Annotated in this window: 14 protein-coding genes; 7 read left to right on the top strand and 7 right to left on the bottom strand. The window is 64.3% G+C overall.

Features of this window, described 5'->3' with window-relative positions; translation table 11 throughout:
- Positions 1-80: 80 nt before the first annotated feature.
- Positions 81-1,397 carry an alpha/beta hydrolase gene (locus ACWAT4_RS13110; protein ID WP_212301427.1) on the top strand — a complete coding sequence of 439 codons (1,317 nt, stop codon included), beginning with the start codon at positions 81-83 and terminating at the stop codon, positions 1,395-1,397.
- 78 nt (positions 1,398-1,475) lie between these two features.
- Here ACWAT4_RS13110 and ACWAT4_RS13115 read toward each other — a convergent pair whose 3' ends face one another.
- Positions 1,476-1,733, bottom strand: coding sequence for a DUF2798 domain-containing protein (locus ACWAT4_RS13115; protein ID WP_212425522.1), 258 nt, complete (start codon positions 1,731-1,733; stop codon positions 1,476-1,478).
- A gap of 290 nt (positions 1,734-2,023) precedes the next feature.
- Between ACWAT4_RS13115 and ACWAT4_RS13120 the strand changes: the two genes are divergently transcribed.
- The 5 genes from ACWAT4_RS13120 (at position 2,024) to uraD (ending at position 5,449) form a co-directional block, all read left to right on the top strand.
- Complete coding sequence (locus tag ACWAT4_RS13120; protein WP_449730712.1) at positions 2,024-2,419, top strand: hypothetical protein; 396 nt, start codon at positions 2,024-2,026, stop codon at positions 2,417-2,419.
- Positions 2,420-2,842: 423 nt separating this feature from the next.
- A complete protein-coding gene (locus ACWAT4_RS13125; protein ID WP_449730713.1) occupies positions 2,843-3,115 on the top strand; it encodes a hypothetical protein in 273 nt (90 codons plus the stop codon).
- A 92-nt stretch (positions 3,116-3,207) separates the two neighbouring features.
- The gene (locus ACWAT4_RS13130; RefSeq protein WP_212301423.1) at positions 3,208-3,621 is read left to right on the top strand and encodes a DUF3830 family protein; all 414 of its coding nucleotides are present in this window, start codon (positions 3,208-3,210) and stop codon (positions 3,619-3,621) included.
- The gene (gene puuE, locus ACWAT4_RS13135; RefSeq protein WP_212425525.1) at positions 3,622-4,557 is read left to right on the top strand and encodes an allantoinase PuuE; all 936 of its coding nucleotides are present in this window, start codon (positions 3,622-3,624) and stop codon (positions 4,555-4,557) included.
- A 4-nt stretch (positions 4,558-4,561) separates the two neighbouring features.
- The gene (gene uraD / locus ACWAT4_RS13140) at positions 4,562-5,449 is read left to right on the top strand and encodes a 2-oxo-4-hydroxy-4-carboxy-5-ureidoimidazoline decarboxylase (protein WP_449730714.1); all 888 of its coding nucleotides are present in this window, start codon (positions 4,562-4,564) and stop codon (positions 5,447-5,449) included.
- Here the strand turns inward: uraD and ACWAT4_RS13145 are convergent.
- Positions 5,446-8,172, bottom strand: a complete 2,727-nt coding sequence (locus ACWAT4_RS13145) for a molybdopterin-dependent oxidoreductase (protein WP_449730715.1) — start codon at positions 8,170-8,172, stop codon at positions 5,446-5,448. The two genes, uraD and ACWAT4_RS13145, sit on opposite strands and share 4 nt — an antisense overlap.
- Positions 8,169-8,996 (bottom strand): FAD binding domain-containing protein, encoded by an 828-nt coding sequence (locus tag ACWAT4_RS13150; RefSeq protein ID WP_449730716.1) that lies wholly within the window; start codon positions 8,994-8,996, stop codon positions 8,169-8,171. Before ACWAT4_RS13150 ends, ACWAT4_RS13145 begins: the two co-directional genes overlap by 4 nt.
- A 153-nt stretch (positions 8,997-9,149) precedes the next feature.
- Between ACWAT4_RS13150 and ACWAT4_RS13155 the strand changes: the two genes are divergently transcribed.
- The gene (locus ACWAT4_RS13155) at positions 9,150-10,499 is read left to right on the top strand and encodes an 8-oxoguanine deaminase (protein ID WP_449730717.1); all 1,350 of its coding nucleotides are present in this window, start codon (positions 9,150-9,152) and stop codon (positions 10,497-10,499) included.
- A gap of 103 nt (positions 10,500-10,602) precedes the next feature.
- On the opposite strand, the gene ACWAT4_RS13160 is transcribed toward ACWAT4_RS13155, so the two are convergent.
- The 4 genes from ACWAT4_RS13160 to ACWAT4_RS13175 form a co-directional block, all read right to left on the bottom strand.
- Positions 10,603-11,679: a BMP family ABC transporter substrate-binding protein gene (locus tag ACWAT4_RS13160; protein ID WP_212301418.1), complete on the bottom strand. Its 1,077-nt coding sequence runs from the start codon at positions 11,677-11,679 to the stop codon at positions 10,603-10,605.
- Positions 11,680-11,758: 79 nt separating this feature from the next.
- On the bottom strand, positions 11,759-12,676 hold the full coding sequence (locus tag ACWAT4_RS13165; protein WP_212301417.1) for an ABC transporter permease: 918 nt from the start codon (positions 12,674-12,676) through the stop codon (positions 11,759-11,761).
- Positions 12,663-13,754, bottom strand: coding sequence for an ABC transporter permease (locus tag ACWAT4_RS13170; RefSeq protein WP_212301416.1), 1,092 nt, complete (start codon positions 13,752-13,754; stop codon positions 12,663-12,665). The genes ACWAT4_RS13165 and ACWAT4_RS13170 overlap by 14 nt, the downstream gene beginning before the upstream one ends.
- Positions 13,738-15,309, bottom strand: coding sequence for an ABC transporter ATP-binding protein (locus ACWAT4_RS13175; RefSeq protein WP_212301415.1), 1,572 nt, complete (start codon positions 15,307-15,309; stop codon positions 13,738-13,740). The genes ACWAT4_RS13170 and ACWAT4_RS13175 overlap by 17 nt, the downstream gene beginning before the upstream one ends.
- Positions 15,310-15,470 lie beyond the last annotated feature (161 nt).

The raw sequence follows: 15,470 nt of genomic DNA on the forward strand, positions 1-15,470 counted from the left end.
CCAGATCGTTCACAACCTCTAGGCTGGGGGCTGACGGCCGGGCTGGTGCCCAGGCCGCAGTCAGCGACGAGGGCCGTGCGATGTCGGACACGCTTCGCCTGTTGCTTGCCTTGCTCGAACTCGGGCCGCGGTTGAGGGATCTGCTCGGCGACAAATGGCCTCCTTACGGCGAGGAATTGCTTGAGCTGGCCAGTCGTGCCAGCCGCGGCGAAGACCCGGACAAGCTTCGGCAGGCGCTCGACCTGCTGGTCGTGCGCCTGCTCGCGGAGCCGCCGGCCATTGAACTTGTCGAGCGCGTGATGGCAGACATGGCGGCGCCCGCTGCCGCCAGGGAGACCGTGACCCGCCGCGGCCGGGTGACGCCTACGGTCCCGGACATTGTCCAGCCGAGCACAGACGAGGCCACTGGGGTCGTCACCATCCCCGTTTTCTATGGCACCGACCGCGCCCGGGGCGACGATACACCGGCGAACTATTTCCGGGGCGAGCGCGGCGCGCTGTCCTTCGGTGTCGCGGAGGTCAGCGTGCCCACGCGCGGCCGCGACCTCGGCGAGCTCACCAGTCCCAGCTGGTGGCGTCTCGAGTTCTCGGCCAATCCGGAAAAGCATGTGATCCTCAAAAGCGTCGGCGCGCTTGGCCGGGACGTCTTCGTCACGAGCCTGAAGGACTCGCTTGCAGCTGCAGATGTGCACGACGCCCTGATCTTCGTGCACGGTTACAACGTGACGTTCGTTGATGCAGCGCGCCGCGCCGCGCAGCTTGCCGTGGACTTGAAATTCGCCGGCAGGACGCTGCTGTACAGCTGGGCGTCGGCGGCGGACACCAAGAAGTACACCGTGGATGAGAGCACGATCGATTGGTCGCGCGATCATTTCGAGGCGTTTCTCCAACTCGCGCTCGGGGAGATCGGCGCCGGCAAGGTGCACATCATCGCCCACAGCATGGGCAACCGGGCGGTGATCAACACGCTCGAGCGCGTCACGTCGTGGCAGCTGCCGGCGGTCGCCGCAAAGCTCGGCCAAATCATCTTTGCCGCGCCGGACATCGATCGCGACCGTTTTATTCAGCTCGCGGCAAAGTTCAAAGGCTGCGCCGCACGCGTGACGCTCTATGCCTCGTCCCGCGACGTCGCGCTTCTCGCCTCGAAATTCGTGCACGGCTATCCCCGGGCAGGTGAGGCCGGCGATGCCCTGACAATCGTCGACGGCGTCGATACGATCGATGCGTCGCTGGTCGACACCAGCCTGGTCGGTCTGCACCATTCCTATTTCGGCGAGAAACGCTCGATCCTGAACGACATGTTCAATCTGATCGCGCAGCAACTCGCCCCCGACCAGCGCTTCGATCTCCAGGCCGCAGGCGATGCGCTCCGCAAATACTGGAGCTACCGGGCCTGAACGTATGATGGGAGACGATCGCCTCTCTGGGTGACGATCCCGAAAGCGGGACGGCGCGTGAGGCGCCGTCCGCGCCGGTTATCGGCCCGGTTGGGCAGGGCTCGCGACGAGGAATACCACGATCCGGCGGACCAGTGGCAGCACCAACAGCAGTGTTGGAAAGGCGACGAGCCATGACAGCGCCCAGGCGCCCGGCCAGGTCGCGATGAAGGCCGGCGTAGCACCAAGACTTCGAAGCGTCGAAATGACCGACACCACGGCCGTCATGAGGATGGACAGCACGAACGGCATCACGATCGGCGCATAGCGCGCCGGCAGTTTGCGAACCGCAATCATCTGATTTCTCTCAAGGAAAAGGACGCGTCAGTCACGTTGAACCCTGCAAATGGCATCGATCCCGACGGCGTCGGTTGATGCGTTGGTTCACGTTGAACGCTTACGGCAGCCGAGAAACGGCGCGCCCGTTCATTATCCGCTCAGGTTGAATGGGGCAAGCTGGAGCTGGTGGTGCGGTTTATAATCGTTCAAAGCGTGGCAGATTGCCGCGATCACGAAACCATCTCAGTACTTTGCGCATTATACGTTGTTTCCGTATCTTTTCTTTGGCGAGAGATGAGGACGTCAAGATGAGTGTCAGGCCCGTGAATTCGAGAGTTGGCCGCAGCGCTGCGCTGGCCGTGTTCGCCAGCGTCGCCTTGGTCGCGGCATCCATGTCGCCTTCGGCTGCCGCGTCCCCAATGCCGGCCAAGGTGGCGCCCGCGACCGCCGCCGTGGCGTGGCAGGGCTCATCCAGCGCGACTGATTTCAGTGCTGCGCGACGTCGTCACTATTATCGGCGCGGACCGAGCGCTGCGGGCCTCGCCTTCATGGGCGCCGCTGCCGGATTGATCGGCGGCGCGATCGCCGAGAGCCGCCGCCAGGAGTACTACGACAATTATTACTATGGCGGCCCGCGCTATTATGGGCCGGGGCCCGGCTACGGCTACTATGGTGGCCCGCGGTATTACTACAATCCGTACTGACGGCTAAAGTAATCCGGATGGAGCGCAGCGAAATCCGGGCTAAGGTGCCGTGTCGCCTGGCCGGTCGATCCCTTCCGGCAAAGCATTTCGCATTACTGAAATGCAGAGAGATCAAGCAAAGCTCGGGCGAGATGCGCCGCGAGGCTGCTGAGGCGTGTCTGCGAATTGAACTGCGTGTCACACGCCCGGCTGTCGTAGCGTGGGCAAAGCGAAGCGTGCCCACCATCTTGCCGATACCGAATTGGTGGGGTCGACGCTTTGCGTCTTTGCCCACCCCACGGCACTGCGCGTCGCGGCGCATCCGGACATGGGAAGGGGCCGCGCAGCAGTGCCGGTTAAATATTCGGCAGCCCTGCTAGCCCCGATGGACTTGCCCGACACAATCCGGTTGAATGCCGCAACCGGGTTTCAGGCGCGGCAACGATGTCGAAATATCTGCTGGTGCTGCTTTTGATGGTCTCGCCGGCCGCGGCGCAGGTGAAACCCGCTGCCAGGACCTCGGCGGCGCATCCCGACCCCTGCGCACCGATCGGGCGCACCGCAGACGGCAAGCTGGTCTATTCCATGAAATGCGAGAGCCTGCCGGCGCCTCCGCTGCCCCCGCCGCAGGCGGAACTAAAGGAGGCACCGGCCGCAGAGCCGGTGCCGGAGGTGCGGCGGAGCGGCTTGTTCGGCTGGTCTTACGACCGGAGGTGAGGGGTCCAACGCCACTTGCGCGAAGCCCGCTGGAATGCTCTTGCTTGGAAGCTTCCGCGGGGCGAACATCGTCCCCGACCCCGAGAAATGAGATGAGCAAACTCGTTATTCGCGCCGGTGATTTCACCTTCGATGCTCGCTTCGAGGAGCAGGCGGCGCCCAAGACCGTCGCGGCATTCCGCAAGACACTGCCGTTCGAGAGCCACATCATCCATGTGCGCTGGAGCGGCGAAGGCGTCTGGATGCCGCTCGGCGATCTCGATTTCGGCGTCGATTATGAGAACCACACCAGCTATCCCGCGCCGGGACAGATCATCCTCTACCCCGGCGGCATCAGCGAAACCGAGATCCTGATGGCCTATGGTGGCGTCCGCTTTGCCAGCAAAATGGGCCAGCTCGCCGGCAATCACTTCATCACGGTGACCTCGGACCTGGAGAACCTGGCAACACTGGGCAAGAGCGTGCTGTGGAAGGGCGCGTTGCCGATCCGCTTCGAGGAAATCTGAGTGACCGATACAAGCTACCCGCGCGATCTCCGCGGCTACGGCCGCAATCCGCCGCATCCGCAATGGCCTGGCAACGCGCGGGTCGCGGTGCAGTTCGTGGTCAATTTCGAGGAGGGCGGCGAGAACAACATTTTGCACGGCGACCGCGCCTCCGAAGCGTTCCTCTCCGACGTGCTCGGCGCACAGCCCTGGCCGGGCCAGCGCCATGCCAATATCGAATCCATGTTCGAATATGGCTCGCGCGCCGGCTTCTGGCGGCTGTGGCGGATGTTCAGCGAACGCAAATGGCCGACTACCGTGTTCGGCGTCGCCACCGCGCTGAAGCGCAATCCGGAAATCGTCGCGGCGATGAAGGAGGCGGGCTGGGACATCGCGAGCCACAGCCTGAAGTGGATCGAGCACAAGGACATGACGGAAGCGCAGGAGCGCGCCGAGATTGCCGAGTCGATTCGCGTCCACACCGAGGCCACCGGTGCGCGGCCGCTCGGCTGGTACACCGGCCGCTCGTCGATCAACACCAACCGTCTGCTGATGGAGGAGGGCGGTTTCCTCTATCTATGCGACTCCTACGCCGACGACCTGCCCTATTGGGTCAAGGGCACGAACGGCAAGCAGCTCATCATTCCGTACACGCTCGACGCCAACGACATGCGGTTCATCAATCCGCAGGGCTTTGCCGAAGGCGAACAATTCTACACCTATCTGAAAGATGCCTTCGACGTGCTCTATGCCGAAGGCGAGACCGCGCCGAAGATGATGTCGGTAGGACTGCACTGCCGTCTCGCCGGCCGGCCCGGACGCGCCGCGGGTCTGATCCGCTTCCTCGACTATATCGGCAAGCATGAGCGCGTCTGGGTGCCGACACGGCTGCAGATCGCACAGCATTGGCACGACAGACACGCGCATCTTGCGGCTGATGCCTTCGAGATCCGGTGAGGCGATGCCGCTGATCTCGCTCGCTGATCTTAACGCCGCAAGCAAGGCCGATTTCGTCGCCGCGCTCGCCAATGTCGTCGAATATTCGCCCTGGATTGCCGAGCAACTGGCGGCGCAGCGGCCGTTTGCCGGCATCAATCAGCTGCACGCCGCGCTGATGGCGGCGATCCAGGCTGCCGAACCCGACGTGCAGCTGGCGTTGATCCAGGCGCATCCCGATCTCGCCAACAAGACTCAGCGGGCCGCGGGCCTGACGGCGGAATCGACCGACGAGCAGAACAGCGCCGGCCTCGACCGGCTGTCGGAGGCCGAATACACGGCGTTCGAGCGCGTCAACAATGCCTATCGTGAAAAGTTCGGCTTCCCCTATGTCGTCTGCGTGCGGCGCCACACCAAGGATTCCGTGCTGCACGATTTCGAGGCGCGCCTGCGCAATATCGCGAAGACCGAGACGCGCCGCGCGATCGAGGAGATCGGCCGCATCTCGGCGCTGCGGCTCGATCAGCTTGTCGTCGCCGACGACAAGCTGAAAGTGCATGGCCGTCTCTCGACGCACGTGCTGGACAATCATGCCGGCAAGCCTGCAGCGGGGATCGCGGTGGAGCTTGTCGAACTCGCAAGCCTCGGCGAGAGCCGCGTGATCGCGCGCGCTATCAGCAATGCGGACGGCCGCACTGATCAGCCGCTGATCGGCGGTCGCCCGCTGCCGATCGGCCGCTACGAGTTGCGGTTCAATGTCGCCAAATATTTCGCCGAGCGCAACATGCAGCTCCCCGATCCGCCATTCCTCGACGAGATCCCGCTGCGGTTCGCGATCAGCGAGCCCGAGGGCCACTATCACGTGCCCCTGCTGGTGACGCCCTGGAGCTATTCGACCTATCGCGGGAGCTAGTCGCCGAACTTCGCGTGCAGGGCCGGAAACAGCCGGTCCGGCTTGAACGGCGGTGCGGTGAAGCGGATCCCCGTGGCATCGGCAATCGCGTTGCCGAGCGCGGCGGCAACCGGATTGTACGGACTCTCGCTCATCGACTTCGCGCCGAGTGGCCCGATGGTGTCGGACGTCTCGGCGAAGAAGACCTCGGTGCGCGGCACATCCGCGAAGGACGGCAGATGGTAATCGCGGAATTTGGGATTGGTGACGCGTCCATCCGCATCGATCACCATCTCCTCGTAGAGCGCCGCACCTAGCGCCTGGGCCACTCCGCCCTCGACCTGGCCGCGGCACTGCATGGGATTGGCGACGACGCCAGCATCGGCAGCCTGCACGCTCCTCAAGATTTTGATCTCGCCGGTGCCTTTGTTCACGGCGACACGAAAACCGTGCACGTTGAAGCCCACCGAGCGCGGCGTTCCCTCGGAATTACCGTGCGCCGCGAGCGGTCGGCCGCCTTCGCGGGCGAGCTTCGCCAGCTCGGCAAAGGACATGCGCCGCACGCCGCTGACGACGAATCCACCGTCGAGGATGCAAGTCCCGACATCACAAAGCCACGCGCCGGCAGCGGCCGCCTTCAGCTCGGTCGCAAGTTGCATCGCGGCAGCCTGCGTGGCCTTGCCGGCCACGAAGATGCCGGTGCTGCCATAGGCGCCGGTGTCGTGGCCGCCATGCGCGGTATCCGACTGGCGCAGGCGGATCCTGTCGACGGTGGTCGCGAGTATCGTCGCTGCGATCTGCCGGTGCACGGTGCTGGTACCGTTACCGAACTCGGCGGTGCCGACGGTGAGATCGAAACCGCCATCGTCGTTGAGGGCGATCATCGCGTCCGCGATGTGGCCGGCGGGCGGCACCGTGTCGATCATGGTCAGCGCGACGCCGTCGCCGGTCAGCCATTCCGCGGGCAGCTCGGGCTGCGGCTGATCGGCCTGCATCGCACGCTCGACAAGATCGATGCTCTGGTCGAGCCCGTAGGATCCGTAGAGCACGTCGTGATATTCGGACGGCGGCGGCGACAGCATGGGATCGCCGCCCCGGATGATGTTGCGCCGGCGCATGTCGTAGGGGCTGATGCCGAGCTGCTTTGCCAGCTCGTCGATCGCAGCTTCCACCGCGATCAGGCTCTGCGGCAGGCCATAACCGCGAAACGCGCCCGCCGGGACGGTATTGGTGTAGACGACGAAACCGTCGACCCGCTTGTTCGGGCAGTTGTAGACAGCAATGGATTCCGACACCGCGTGGAACATCACGGAGCCGCCGTGATTGCCGTAGGCGCCCGTATTGGAGAGCACGTCGAGCTGCAGCGCGGTGAGCTTGCCATCGGCATCGGCGCCGGCCTTGACGTGAACCCGCATCGGATGCCGCGTCGAGGTCGCGATGAACTGCTCCTCGCGGGTGAGCTCGAGCTTGACCGGCCGCCCGGTTTTTAGCGCGGCCAGCGCCAGAATATCCTCGACGAACATTTCCTGCTTGCCGCCAAAGCCGCCGCCGACGCGCTCGCAGAACACGCGGACTTTGTCCACGGGAAGTCCAAAGATGTCCGAAAGCGCGCGCCGGGTCAGGAACGGCACCTGCGTCGAGGTGCGGACGTTGAGCGTTCCGCCCTCATCCAGCCACGCAAGGCCGCCATGGGTCTCCAGCGCCGCGTGCTGCACGCGATGGCTGTGAAAGGTGGCCTCGTATGTGACTGCGGATGTGGCGAGTGCTGCTGCGACGTCGCCGAACTCGCCATGGATCTCCGCGACAAGATTGCGTTGCGCGTCGGCAACGCGGTTCGCGTTGGTGCGATCAGGGTGAACGAGCGGCGCGCCCGGCGTCATCGCCTGCTCAGGGTCAATCAGCGCAGGCAAGATCTCGTAGTCGACCTTCAGCCTTCGGCAGGCTTCCTCGGCCGCGCCCTCGCTCTCGGCGACGATGGCCGCGACCTTTTGGCCGATGAACCGGACGACATTGTCGAGGATCCGGGTGTCCTCAGGGTCCATCCAGTCCTTCTCGTGCCGCGCCGTCGAGAATAGCACGGAAGGTGCGTCCTCATGCGTCAGGATGGCGTGCACGCCGGGGACAATCATCGCGGCCGATCTGTCGATCGCGACGATTTTGGCATGCGCATGCGGCGAGCGCAGCAGCTTGACGTGCAGCAGGCCGTCGATCTCTGTATCAAACGTGTAGCGCGCCGTGCCGCGGACGACGTCGGGGCCTGCGGGTGCTGGCAGGTTGCGGCCGAACGCGTCGCCGGCCTCGACGCATCCCTCGACATTGGTCTTGCCGTGGATTGCGTCCTCAATCGCGCGATAGCCGGTGCAGCGGCAGATGTTGCCCTTCAGCGCGTCGCCGAGATCGGTCCGCTGCGCCTGGTTCAGCGCGGCGCAGGTCAGGATCATGCCGGCGGTGCAGAAGCCGCATTGGAAGCCTTGCGCGTCGAGGAAGGCCTGCTGCATCGGGTGCATACCGCCGTCACCAGCGAGTCCTTCGATCGTGGTGATCGCGCGCCCCTCCGCGCGAAACGCCGGGATCAAACAGCTGTGCACCGGCTCACCGTCGAGCAGAACGGTGCAGGCGCCGCAATCGCCGGCGTCGCAGCCTTTCTTCACTCCGAACTGGCCGAGCTCCCGCAGGAACGTACGCAGGCATTGGCCTGCGCGCGGCGCTTGCGGAAAGTTCGTGCCGTTGACCTCGAAGCTCATGGCGTCGTTGCACCCAGGAGTTCGGCCCGGATCTCCTCGGCCAGTCGCAGCGTCATGTGCTTGCGCCAGAGGGGTTTGCCATGAATGTCGGTATGATAGAGATCATCAGTGATTTCGTCGGTGATGGCGGTGCGAAGCGTGCTCGCATCGGGCGCTCTTGGAAATGACAGCAGGATCGGGCGCACGGTCGATGCGGTCACGGTCAGCTTCAGCACGCCGGTGCCATCGAGGCTCCCGATCAGAAGCGCTGCCGAGCGGCCGACCGGCGCAAGCGAGATCTGACGAAACGCGGAGCGGCGTTTCAGTGCAGCCATTGGAATGTCGATCTGCCGCAGCAGGTCGCCCGGCGAGAGGCGGTTGCGCTGATTACCCGTGACGAATTCGGCAACGGCAATTCTCTGTTCGCCGCCGCCGGCCTTCCAGATGGTGCAGACGCCGTCGAGTGCGGCGGTAAGCGAGATCATTGGACCCGCCGGCAGCGACATGCAGAGATTGCCGCCCACCGTCGCCGTCTTCCAGATCTTGAAGGAGGCGAGGAAGGCGCGGCAGCATTGGCTGATCAGCGGCGCGGCGAGCCAGTCGGGCGGGCAGGCGAGCGCATCGAGCTGCGAGATCGTGCAGGTGGCGGCGATGCTGAGGTGCCTTTCGGTGATCGCCAGTGCCGGCCATTTCAGATCAGTAAGATCGATCAGCCGCGTGAGGTGGATCTGCGGCTCCGAGAACAGCCACGTCCCGCCCGCGAGCCAAGCATCGCCTGGCGTCCAGGCGGGCAACTGGGCTCGGGTTTGCGGATGGGAGACCACTGTGATGGTATTCAAGTCCATGGCTGCGATAGCGCCTGCGCCGGGTGATTTGTCACGAGGGAAAGTCTTGCAAGACCAGCGCCAAGTGGCAACAACAAGTCGCGGTAATCACGCTCTCGGGCTGGCCCTTGCCTTGCAGGCCCGTCGTCAGCGGATGTCAGGAGAAGCAGGCGCATGACCGACGCAAGACCGATCTGGATCAGGGATCCCCTGGCTATCCTCGCCGATGGCGCTGGGCGCGGAATCGTCGTGAGGGAGGGCCGCATCGTCGAACTCGTGCCGGCCGGCGGAACGCCCGTGACCGCAGATGTCACGGTGTTTGATGCGCGCGAGCATGTCGTGCTACCGGGCCTCATCAACACCCATCATCATTTTTATCAGACGCTGACCCGGGCGCTGCCGGCGGCGATGGATCGCGAGCTGTTCCCCTGGCTCCAGGCGCTGTACCCGATTTGGGCCAAGCTGACGCCTGAGGCGCTGGAGCTCGGTGTCACCGTGGCGATGTCCGAGCTGCTGCTGTCGGGCTGCACCACCACGACCGATCATCACTACGTCTTCCCGGCGGGGCTCGAGGAGTCCGTCGATATCGAGGTCGGCGTCGCAAAGCGGCTCGGCGTGCGCGTGCTGCTGACGCGCGGCTCGATGAACCTGTCGCAGCGCGACGGCGGCCTGCCGCCGGATAGCGTCGTGCAGGACGAGGACACCATCCTCGCCGACAGCGCGCGCGTGGTGGCGAGGCATCACCAGCGCGGTGCGGATGCGATGGTGCAGATCGCGCTGGCGCCATGCTCGCCGTTTTCGGTGACGACATCACTGATGCGCGCCACCGCCGAACTCGCCGACAAGCTCGACGTGCGCCTGCACACTCATCTCGCCGAGACCGAGGACGAGAACAAGTTTTGCCAGCAGATGTACGGCTGCCGCCCGCTCGACTATCTCGAACAATGCGGCTGGCTCAATGCGCGAACCTGGCTCGCCCATGGCATCTTTTTCAACGCCGACGAGATGAAACGGCTCGGCAAGGCCAAGACCACCATCAGCCACTGCGCGTGCAGCAACCAGCTGCTGGCCTCCGGCTGCTGCCCGGTCTGCGAGATGGAGGAGGCTGGTGTCGGCATCGGCATCGGCGTCGACGGCTCGGCCTCCAACGATGGATCCAACCTGATGCAGGAGGTGCGCGCGGCCTTCCTGCTGCAGCGGGCGCGCTACGGCGTGAGCAAGGTCAGTCACAGGGATGCGCTGCGCTGGGCGACCCAGGGCTCGGCGGCCTGCGTCGGCCGGCCGGAGCTTGGCGAGATCGCGGTCGGCAAGGCCGCCGACCTCGCGCTATTCAGGCTCGATGAGCTGCGCTTCTCAGGCCACGGCGATCCCTTGGCCGCATTGGTGCTGTGTGGGGCGTATCGGGCCGATCGGGTGATGGTGGCGGGGAACTGGGCCGTGGTCGACGGCGCGATCCCCGGGATGGACGTCGCCGATCTCGTCCGCCGGCACAGCGCTGCGGCGCGGGCGATGCAGGTGGGATAGGAAAATAGAAGGAGGGGGCGACCACAAGTGCCGGGTGCTTCTGGCCACCCCCTCCGAACCTCCTCCGGGAGGAGCAGGTGATTTAGGCAATGCAAGAAGCGTGCTACTTGCCCGGCAGCTTGTCGTCGATGCCCTTCACGTAGAAATTCATGCCGAGAATCTGGCCGTCATCGAGATTGGCGCCGCCCTTGCACTCGATCTCCTTGCCGTCCTGCCCAATGACCGGGCATTTGAACGGGTGCAGCTTGCCGGCGGTGATCGCCGCCTGGGCATCCTCGGCGATCTTTTTCACATCGTCGGGCATGTTGGTATACGGCGCCATCGCGAACATGTGGCTGTCGAGGCCGCCCCAGGTGTCCTCCGACTTCCAGGTGCCGTCGAGCTCAGCCTTGACGCGGGCGATGTAGTAGGGGCCCCAGGTGTCGAGGATCGAGGTCAGCTGGGTCTTGGGGCCGAACTTGATCATCTCGGAGTCCTGACCGAAGGCAAGCTTGCCGCGTTCGCTGGCGATCTGCATCGCGGCCGGCGAGTCCGTGTGCTGCATGATGACGTCAGCGCCCTGGTCGATCAGCGCCTTCGCAGCGTCGGCTTCCTTGGGCGGATCGAACCAGGTGTTGGCCCAGATGATCTTGACCTTGATGTTGGGGTTGATGGTCTGCGCCGCGAGTATCGTCGCGTTGATGCCGGAGACGACCTCCGGAATTGGGAACGAGCCGATATAGCCGAGCACGCCGGACTTCGACATCTTGGCCGCGATCAGGCCTTGAATGTAGCGGCCCTGATACCATTTCGACGAATACGTCGACATGTTCGCGTTGCGCTTGTAGCCGGTGGCGTGCTCGAAATGCACGTTCGGATATTTCTTGGCGACCTTTAAAGTCGGATCCATATAGCCGAAGGATGTCGTGAAGATCAGCTTGTTGCCGGCGCGGACGAGTTGCTCGATGGCGCGCTCGGCGTCGGGGCCTTCGGGAACTTTTTCGAGATACGTGACCTCGATCTTGTCGCCGAGCTCCTTCTCGAGCGCCAGGCGTCCTTGATCGTGCTGGTAGGTCCAGCCGAGATCGCCGATCGGACCGAGGTAAATGAAACCGACTTTCAATTTGTCGGCAGCGGAGGCTGCGCTAACGCTCCCGGCAAGCAGAAGGCCAGTTGCCAGCGCAAGAAGTGATTTCCTCATCATCAATCTCCAAACATCAGGGGAAAGCCACGATCCGCAACCTGCGCGCCCCATCGCGCACGCTGTGGAAATGAAAACGCTAACGGTCAGGTACGAACACGGTGCCCAGCGCGGCCGGTGCGGTCGAGCCGCCAGTCCGCGCGCGGGAGAGCAGGACCAGCACGATGACGGTCGCGAGATACGGCAGCGCCGACATGAATTGCGAGGGAATGCCGACACCCCAGCCTTGCGCATGCAACTGGAGGATCGTGACCGCGCCGAACAGGTAGGCGCCGACCACGAGCCGGCCCGGTCGCCAGGATGCGAACACGACCAGCGCCAGCGCGATCCAGCCGCGGCCCGCGGTCATGCCTGGAATGAAGAACGGCGTATAGGCGAGCGGCAGATAGGCTCCCGCAAGCCCGGCGCAGGCACCACCGAACATCACCGCAAAGGTGCGAATGCGCAGCACGGGATAGCCGAGCGCATGTGCCGAGACGTGGTTGTCGCCGCAGGCACGCAGGATCAATCCCGCGCGGGTGCGGTAGAGGAACCACCAGACGCCGATGATGAGTACGATGGAGAAATAGACGAAGGCGTCTTCGCCGAACAGCACGCGGCCGATCAGGGGAATCTCGGTAAGGCCGGGAATGGCAAGATGCGCCGCCGGCGTGATGCGTTCGCCAACGAAGCCCGCACCGATCAGGCCGGACAGGCCGATGCCGAAGATGGTCAGTGCCAATCCCGTGGCGACCTGGTTGACGGCGAGGCCAAGCGCCATGAGGGCGAAGATCAGCGACATCAGCGTGCCCGCGACCATGCCGAACAGCGCGCCGATGAAGATTGATCCGGTCAACCACGCGCCGGCAAAGCCGCAAGCGGCGCCCACGATCATCATGCCTTCAACGCCGAGGTTGAGCACGCCGGAACGTTCGGTGACGAGCTCACCCGTTGCCGCGATCAGGAGTGGTGTCGAGGCGGCGAGCACCGATAGGATGATGGCTTCAACCAGTTCCACGAGCCACCTGTCGATTCGGGAAGACCAGCTTGAAACGATAGAGAATGAAGGAATCGCAGGCGAGCACGTAGAACAGCAGGATGCCCTGGAAGACCTTGGTCACGTCCAACGGAATCTTCATTGCGATCTGCGCCTGCTCGCCTCCGATAAAGGTCAGTGCGAGAAAGAGGCCTGCAATAAATATTCCAAGCGGATTCAACCGGCCGAGGAAAGCGACGATGATCGCAGTGAAACCGTAGCCGGGCGAGATGCCGGGCTGGAGATGTCCGACGGGACCGGCGACCTCGATGATACCGGCAAGGCCAGCCAGTGCGCCCGACACCGCGAAGGTCAGGATGATCAGCTGGTTGGCGTTGAAGCCGCCGAACCGCGCCGCGCGCGGGGCAGCACCGACCACGCGGATCTCGAATCCCTTGATGGTGCGCCCGAGCAGGATCGCAGCCGCTGCGACGACGAGCAGCGCGATGATCGAGCCGAGATGCAGCCGGCCGCCTTCGATCAGAAGCGGCACGGTCGCGACGGAATCGAACTCCGCCGTGGTCGGGAAGTTGAAGCCATTCGGGTCACGCCAGGGACCGCGCACGAGATAGTCGAGGAAGAGGTCGGCGACATAGACCAGCATCAGGCTGGTCAGGATCTCGCTCGCGCCGAACCTCACCCTGCAGATCGCCGGGATCAGCGCATAGAGCGCGCCCGCGGCTGCGGCGAGCACGAGCATCGCCGGCAGCACCCAGACGCCGGCGTCGGTGCCTTGCGTCTTGACCGCGATCCAGCTTCCAGCAACGGCGCCGATCAAAAATTGTCCCTCGGCACCGATGTTCCAGGCATTGGCGAGATAACAGAGCGCCAACCCGATCGCGATCATCACCAGCGGCGTCGCCTTCACCGCGATTTCCTGGAGCGAATAGCTGTCGGTCAGGGGCGCGATGAAATAGGCATGCAAGGCGAGGAGGGGATTCTTGCCGAGGACCGCAAACAGGATGGTCATGGTCACGATCGTCAGGCCGATCGCAACCAGCGGGGAGACCAGCGCGATCGTGTTGGAGCGCTCAGTTCGTTTCTCAAGCACCAACTGCATGCGCGGCCTCCTTCGGCTCGAGGCTGCTGCCGCCCATGAGAAGACCAAGCTTCTCGCGTGTTGCATCGCGCGTGGCGAGTGGCTCCGACAGACGGCCGTGGAACATCACGGCGATGCGATCGGCGATCTCGACGAGCTCGTCGAGATCCTGGCTGGTCACCAGCACGGCGGCGCCTGCCGTTGCGAGATCAAGCAATGCTTGGCGGATGACTGCGGCGGCGCCGGCATCGACGCCCCAGGTCGGCTGGCTGACCACCAACACGGCCGGGTTGCGCAGGATCTCGCGGCCGACGATGAATTTTTGCAGGTTGCCGCCGGAAAGGGATGCCGCTTCCGGATCCCGCTTGGCCTTGCGCACATCAAAGGTCTCGGTCGCGCGGTCCACTGTCTCCAGCGTGGCCGCCGTGTCGATGAAACCGTGGCTGACCATGCCGCTGGCGGCGTGCCCCGTCAGGAGTGCGTTTTCCGATAGCTTCATGCGGGGGGCAGTGCCATGGCCGAGCCGCTCCTCCGGCACGAAGGCTGCGCCGAGCTTGCGCCGCTTGGTGATCGAGAGGTGGCCGGCGGCGATACCTTCGATGACGACCGTGCCGGGATCCTTCGACAGCCGCTCGCCGGACAATGCGGCAAACAGCTCGTCCTGGCCATTGCCGGCGACACCGGCGATGCCGAGGATTTCGCCGCCCTTCAGCTCGAACGAGATATGCTGGAGTCGCACACCGTGCGCCTCTTCGGGGGTGAGCGAGAGATCGTTGACGACCAGGCGCGGTATCGTGGTCTGACGGCTCGCGGCCGATTTCACTTCCCTGATCTCCCCGCCAACCATCATGCGTGCGAGCGAGGCGGCGGTCTCGAGCCGGGGATTGCAGGTCTGGATTTTCCTGCCCCCGCGCAGGATCGTGGCAGTGTCGCAGAGCCGCTTCACCTCCTCGAGCTTGTGGCTGATGTAGAGGATAGCGCGGCCTTCAGCCTTGAGCCGCTCCAGCACGAGGAAGAGCTGGTCGGCTTCCTGCGGCGTCAGGACGGCAGTGGGCTCGTCCAGGATCAGGAATTTCGGATCTTGCATCAGCGCGCGGACGATCTCGATGCGCTGGCGCTCGCCGACGGAGAGCTGCCAGACCTCGCGCCTGGGATCGAGCGGCAGGCCATAGGTCTTCGACACTTGCTCCAGCCGCGCCGACATGTCTCTGAAGGATTCCTTGCCGTCGAGGCCGAGCGCGACATTCTCCGCCACGGTCAGATTGTCGAACAGCGAGAAGTGCTGGAACACCATGCCGATGCCGCGGCTGCGCGCCTCGGACGGGCCGGACAGCACGATCGGTGTGCCCCGCCAGAGGATCTCGCCGGCGCTCGGCTGGATCAGCCCATAGATCGCCTTCACCAGCGTCGACTTGCCGGCGCCGTTTTCGCCCAGCAGCGCGTGGATCTCCTTGGGCCAGATGTCGATGTTGATGGAATCGTTGGCAAGGAAATCCCCATAACGCTTGGTGAGCCCGACCGTGCTGAGCAACGGGGACTCGCCGGAATGCAGGCCGTTAGGCGTCGGATCTAACATTCGTTGATACGCTGGCATGGGATGACATGCCTCAATAGTGGGCTAGTTTGAACCGGTGCGTAAGGTGTGAAAAAGCGTCATCCCTTGCCCAACGCTTCGGCAGGAAGCTTGGTATCGCGAGTCGCGGCCGCTTCCAGGCCTATTCGGTCCTTGGACGGCCG

It is taken from the genome of Bradyrhizobium sp. T-1 (assembly GCF_053592855.1).

Excerpts from the sequence above, each read along its gene's own strand:
- ACWAT4_RS13110 (WP_212301427.1), top strand. The coding sequence starts at position 81 with ATGTCGGACACGCTTCGCCTGTTGCTTGCCTTGCTCGAACTCGGGCCG.
- ACWAT4_RS13115 (WP_212425522.1), bottom strand. The coding sequence starts at position 1,733 with ATGATTGCGGTTCGCAAACTGCCGGCGCGCTATGCGCCGATCGTGATG.
- ACWAT4_RS13120 (WP_449730712.1), top strand. The coding sequence starts at position 2,024 with ATGAGTGTCAGGCCCGTGAATTCGAGAGTTGGCCGCAGCGCTGCGCTG.
- ACWAT4_RS13125 (WP_449730713.1), top strand. The coding sequence starts at position 2,843 with ATGTCGAAATATCTGCTGGTGCTGCTTTTGATGGTCTCGCCGGCCGCG.
- ACWAT4_RS13130 (WP_212301423.1), top strand. The coding sequence starts at position 3,208 with ATGAGCAAACTCGTTATTCGCGCCGGTGATTTCACCTTCGATGCTCGC.
- uraD (WP_449730714.1), top strand. The coding sequence starts at position 4,562 with ATGCCGCTGATCTCGCTCGCTGATCTTAACGCCGCAAGCAAGGCCGAT.
- ACWAT4_RS13145 (WP_449730715.1), bottom strand. The coding sequence starts at position 8,172 with ATGAGCTTCGAGGTCAACGGCACGAACTTTCCGCAAGCGCCGCGCGCA.
- ACWAT4_RS13150 (WP_449730716.1), bottom strand. The coding sequence starts at position 8,996 with ATGGACTTGAATACCATCACAGTGGTCTCCCATCCGCAAACCCGAGCC.
- ACWAT4_RS13155 (WP_449730717.1), top strand. The coding sequence starts at position 9,150 with ATGACCGACGCAAGACCGATCTGGATCAGGGATCCCCTGGCTATCCTC.
- ACWAT4_RS13160 (WP_212301418.1), bottom strand. The coding sequence starts at position 11,679 with ATGAGGAAATCACTTCTTGCGCTGGCAACTGGCCTTCTGCTTGCCGGG.
- ACWAT4_RS13170 (WP_212301416.1), bottom strand. The coding sequence starts at position 13,754 with ATGCAGTTGGTGCTTGAGAAACGAACTGAGCGCTCCAACACGATCGCG.
- ACWAT4_RS13175 (WP_212301415.1), bottom strand. The coding sequence starts at position 15,309 with ATGTTAGATCCGACGCCTAACGGCCTGCATTCCGGCGAGTCCCCGTTG.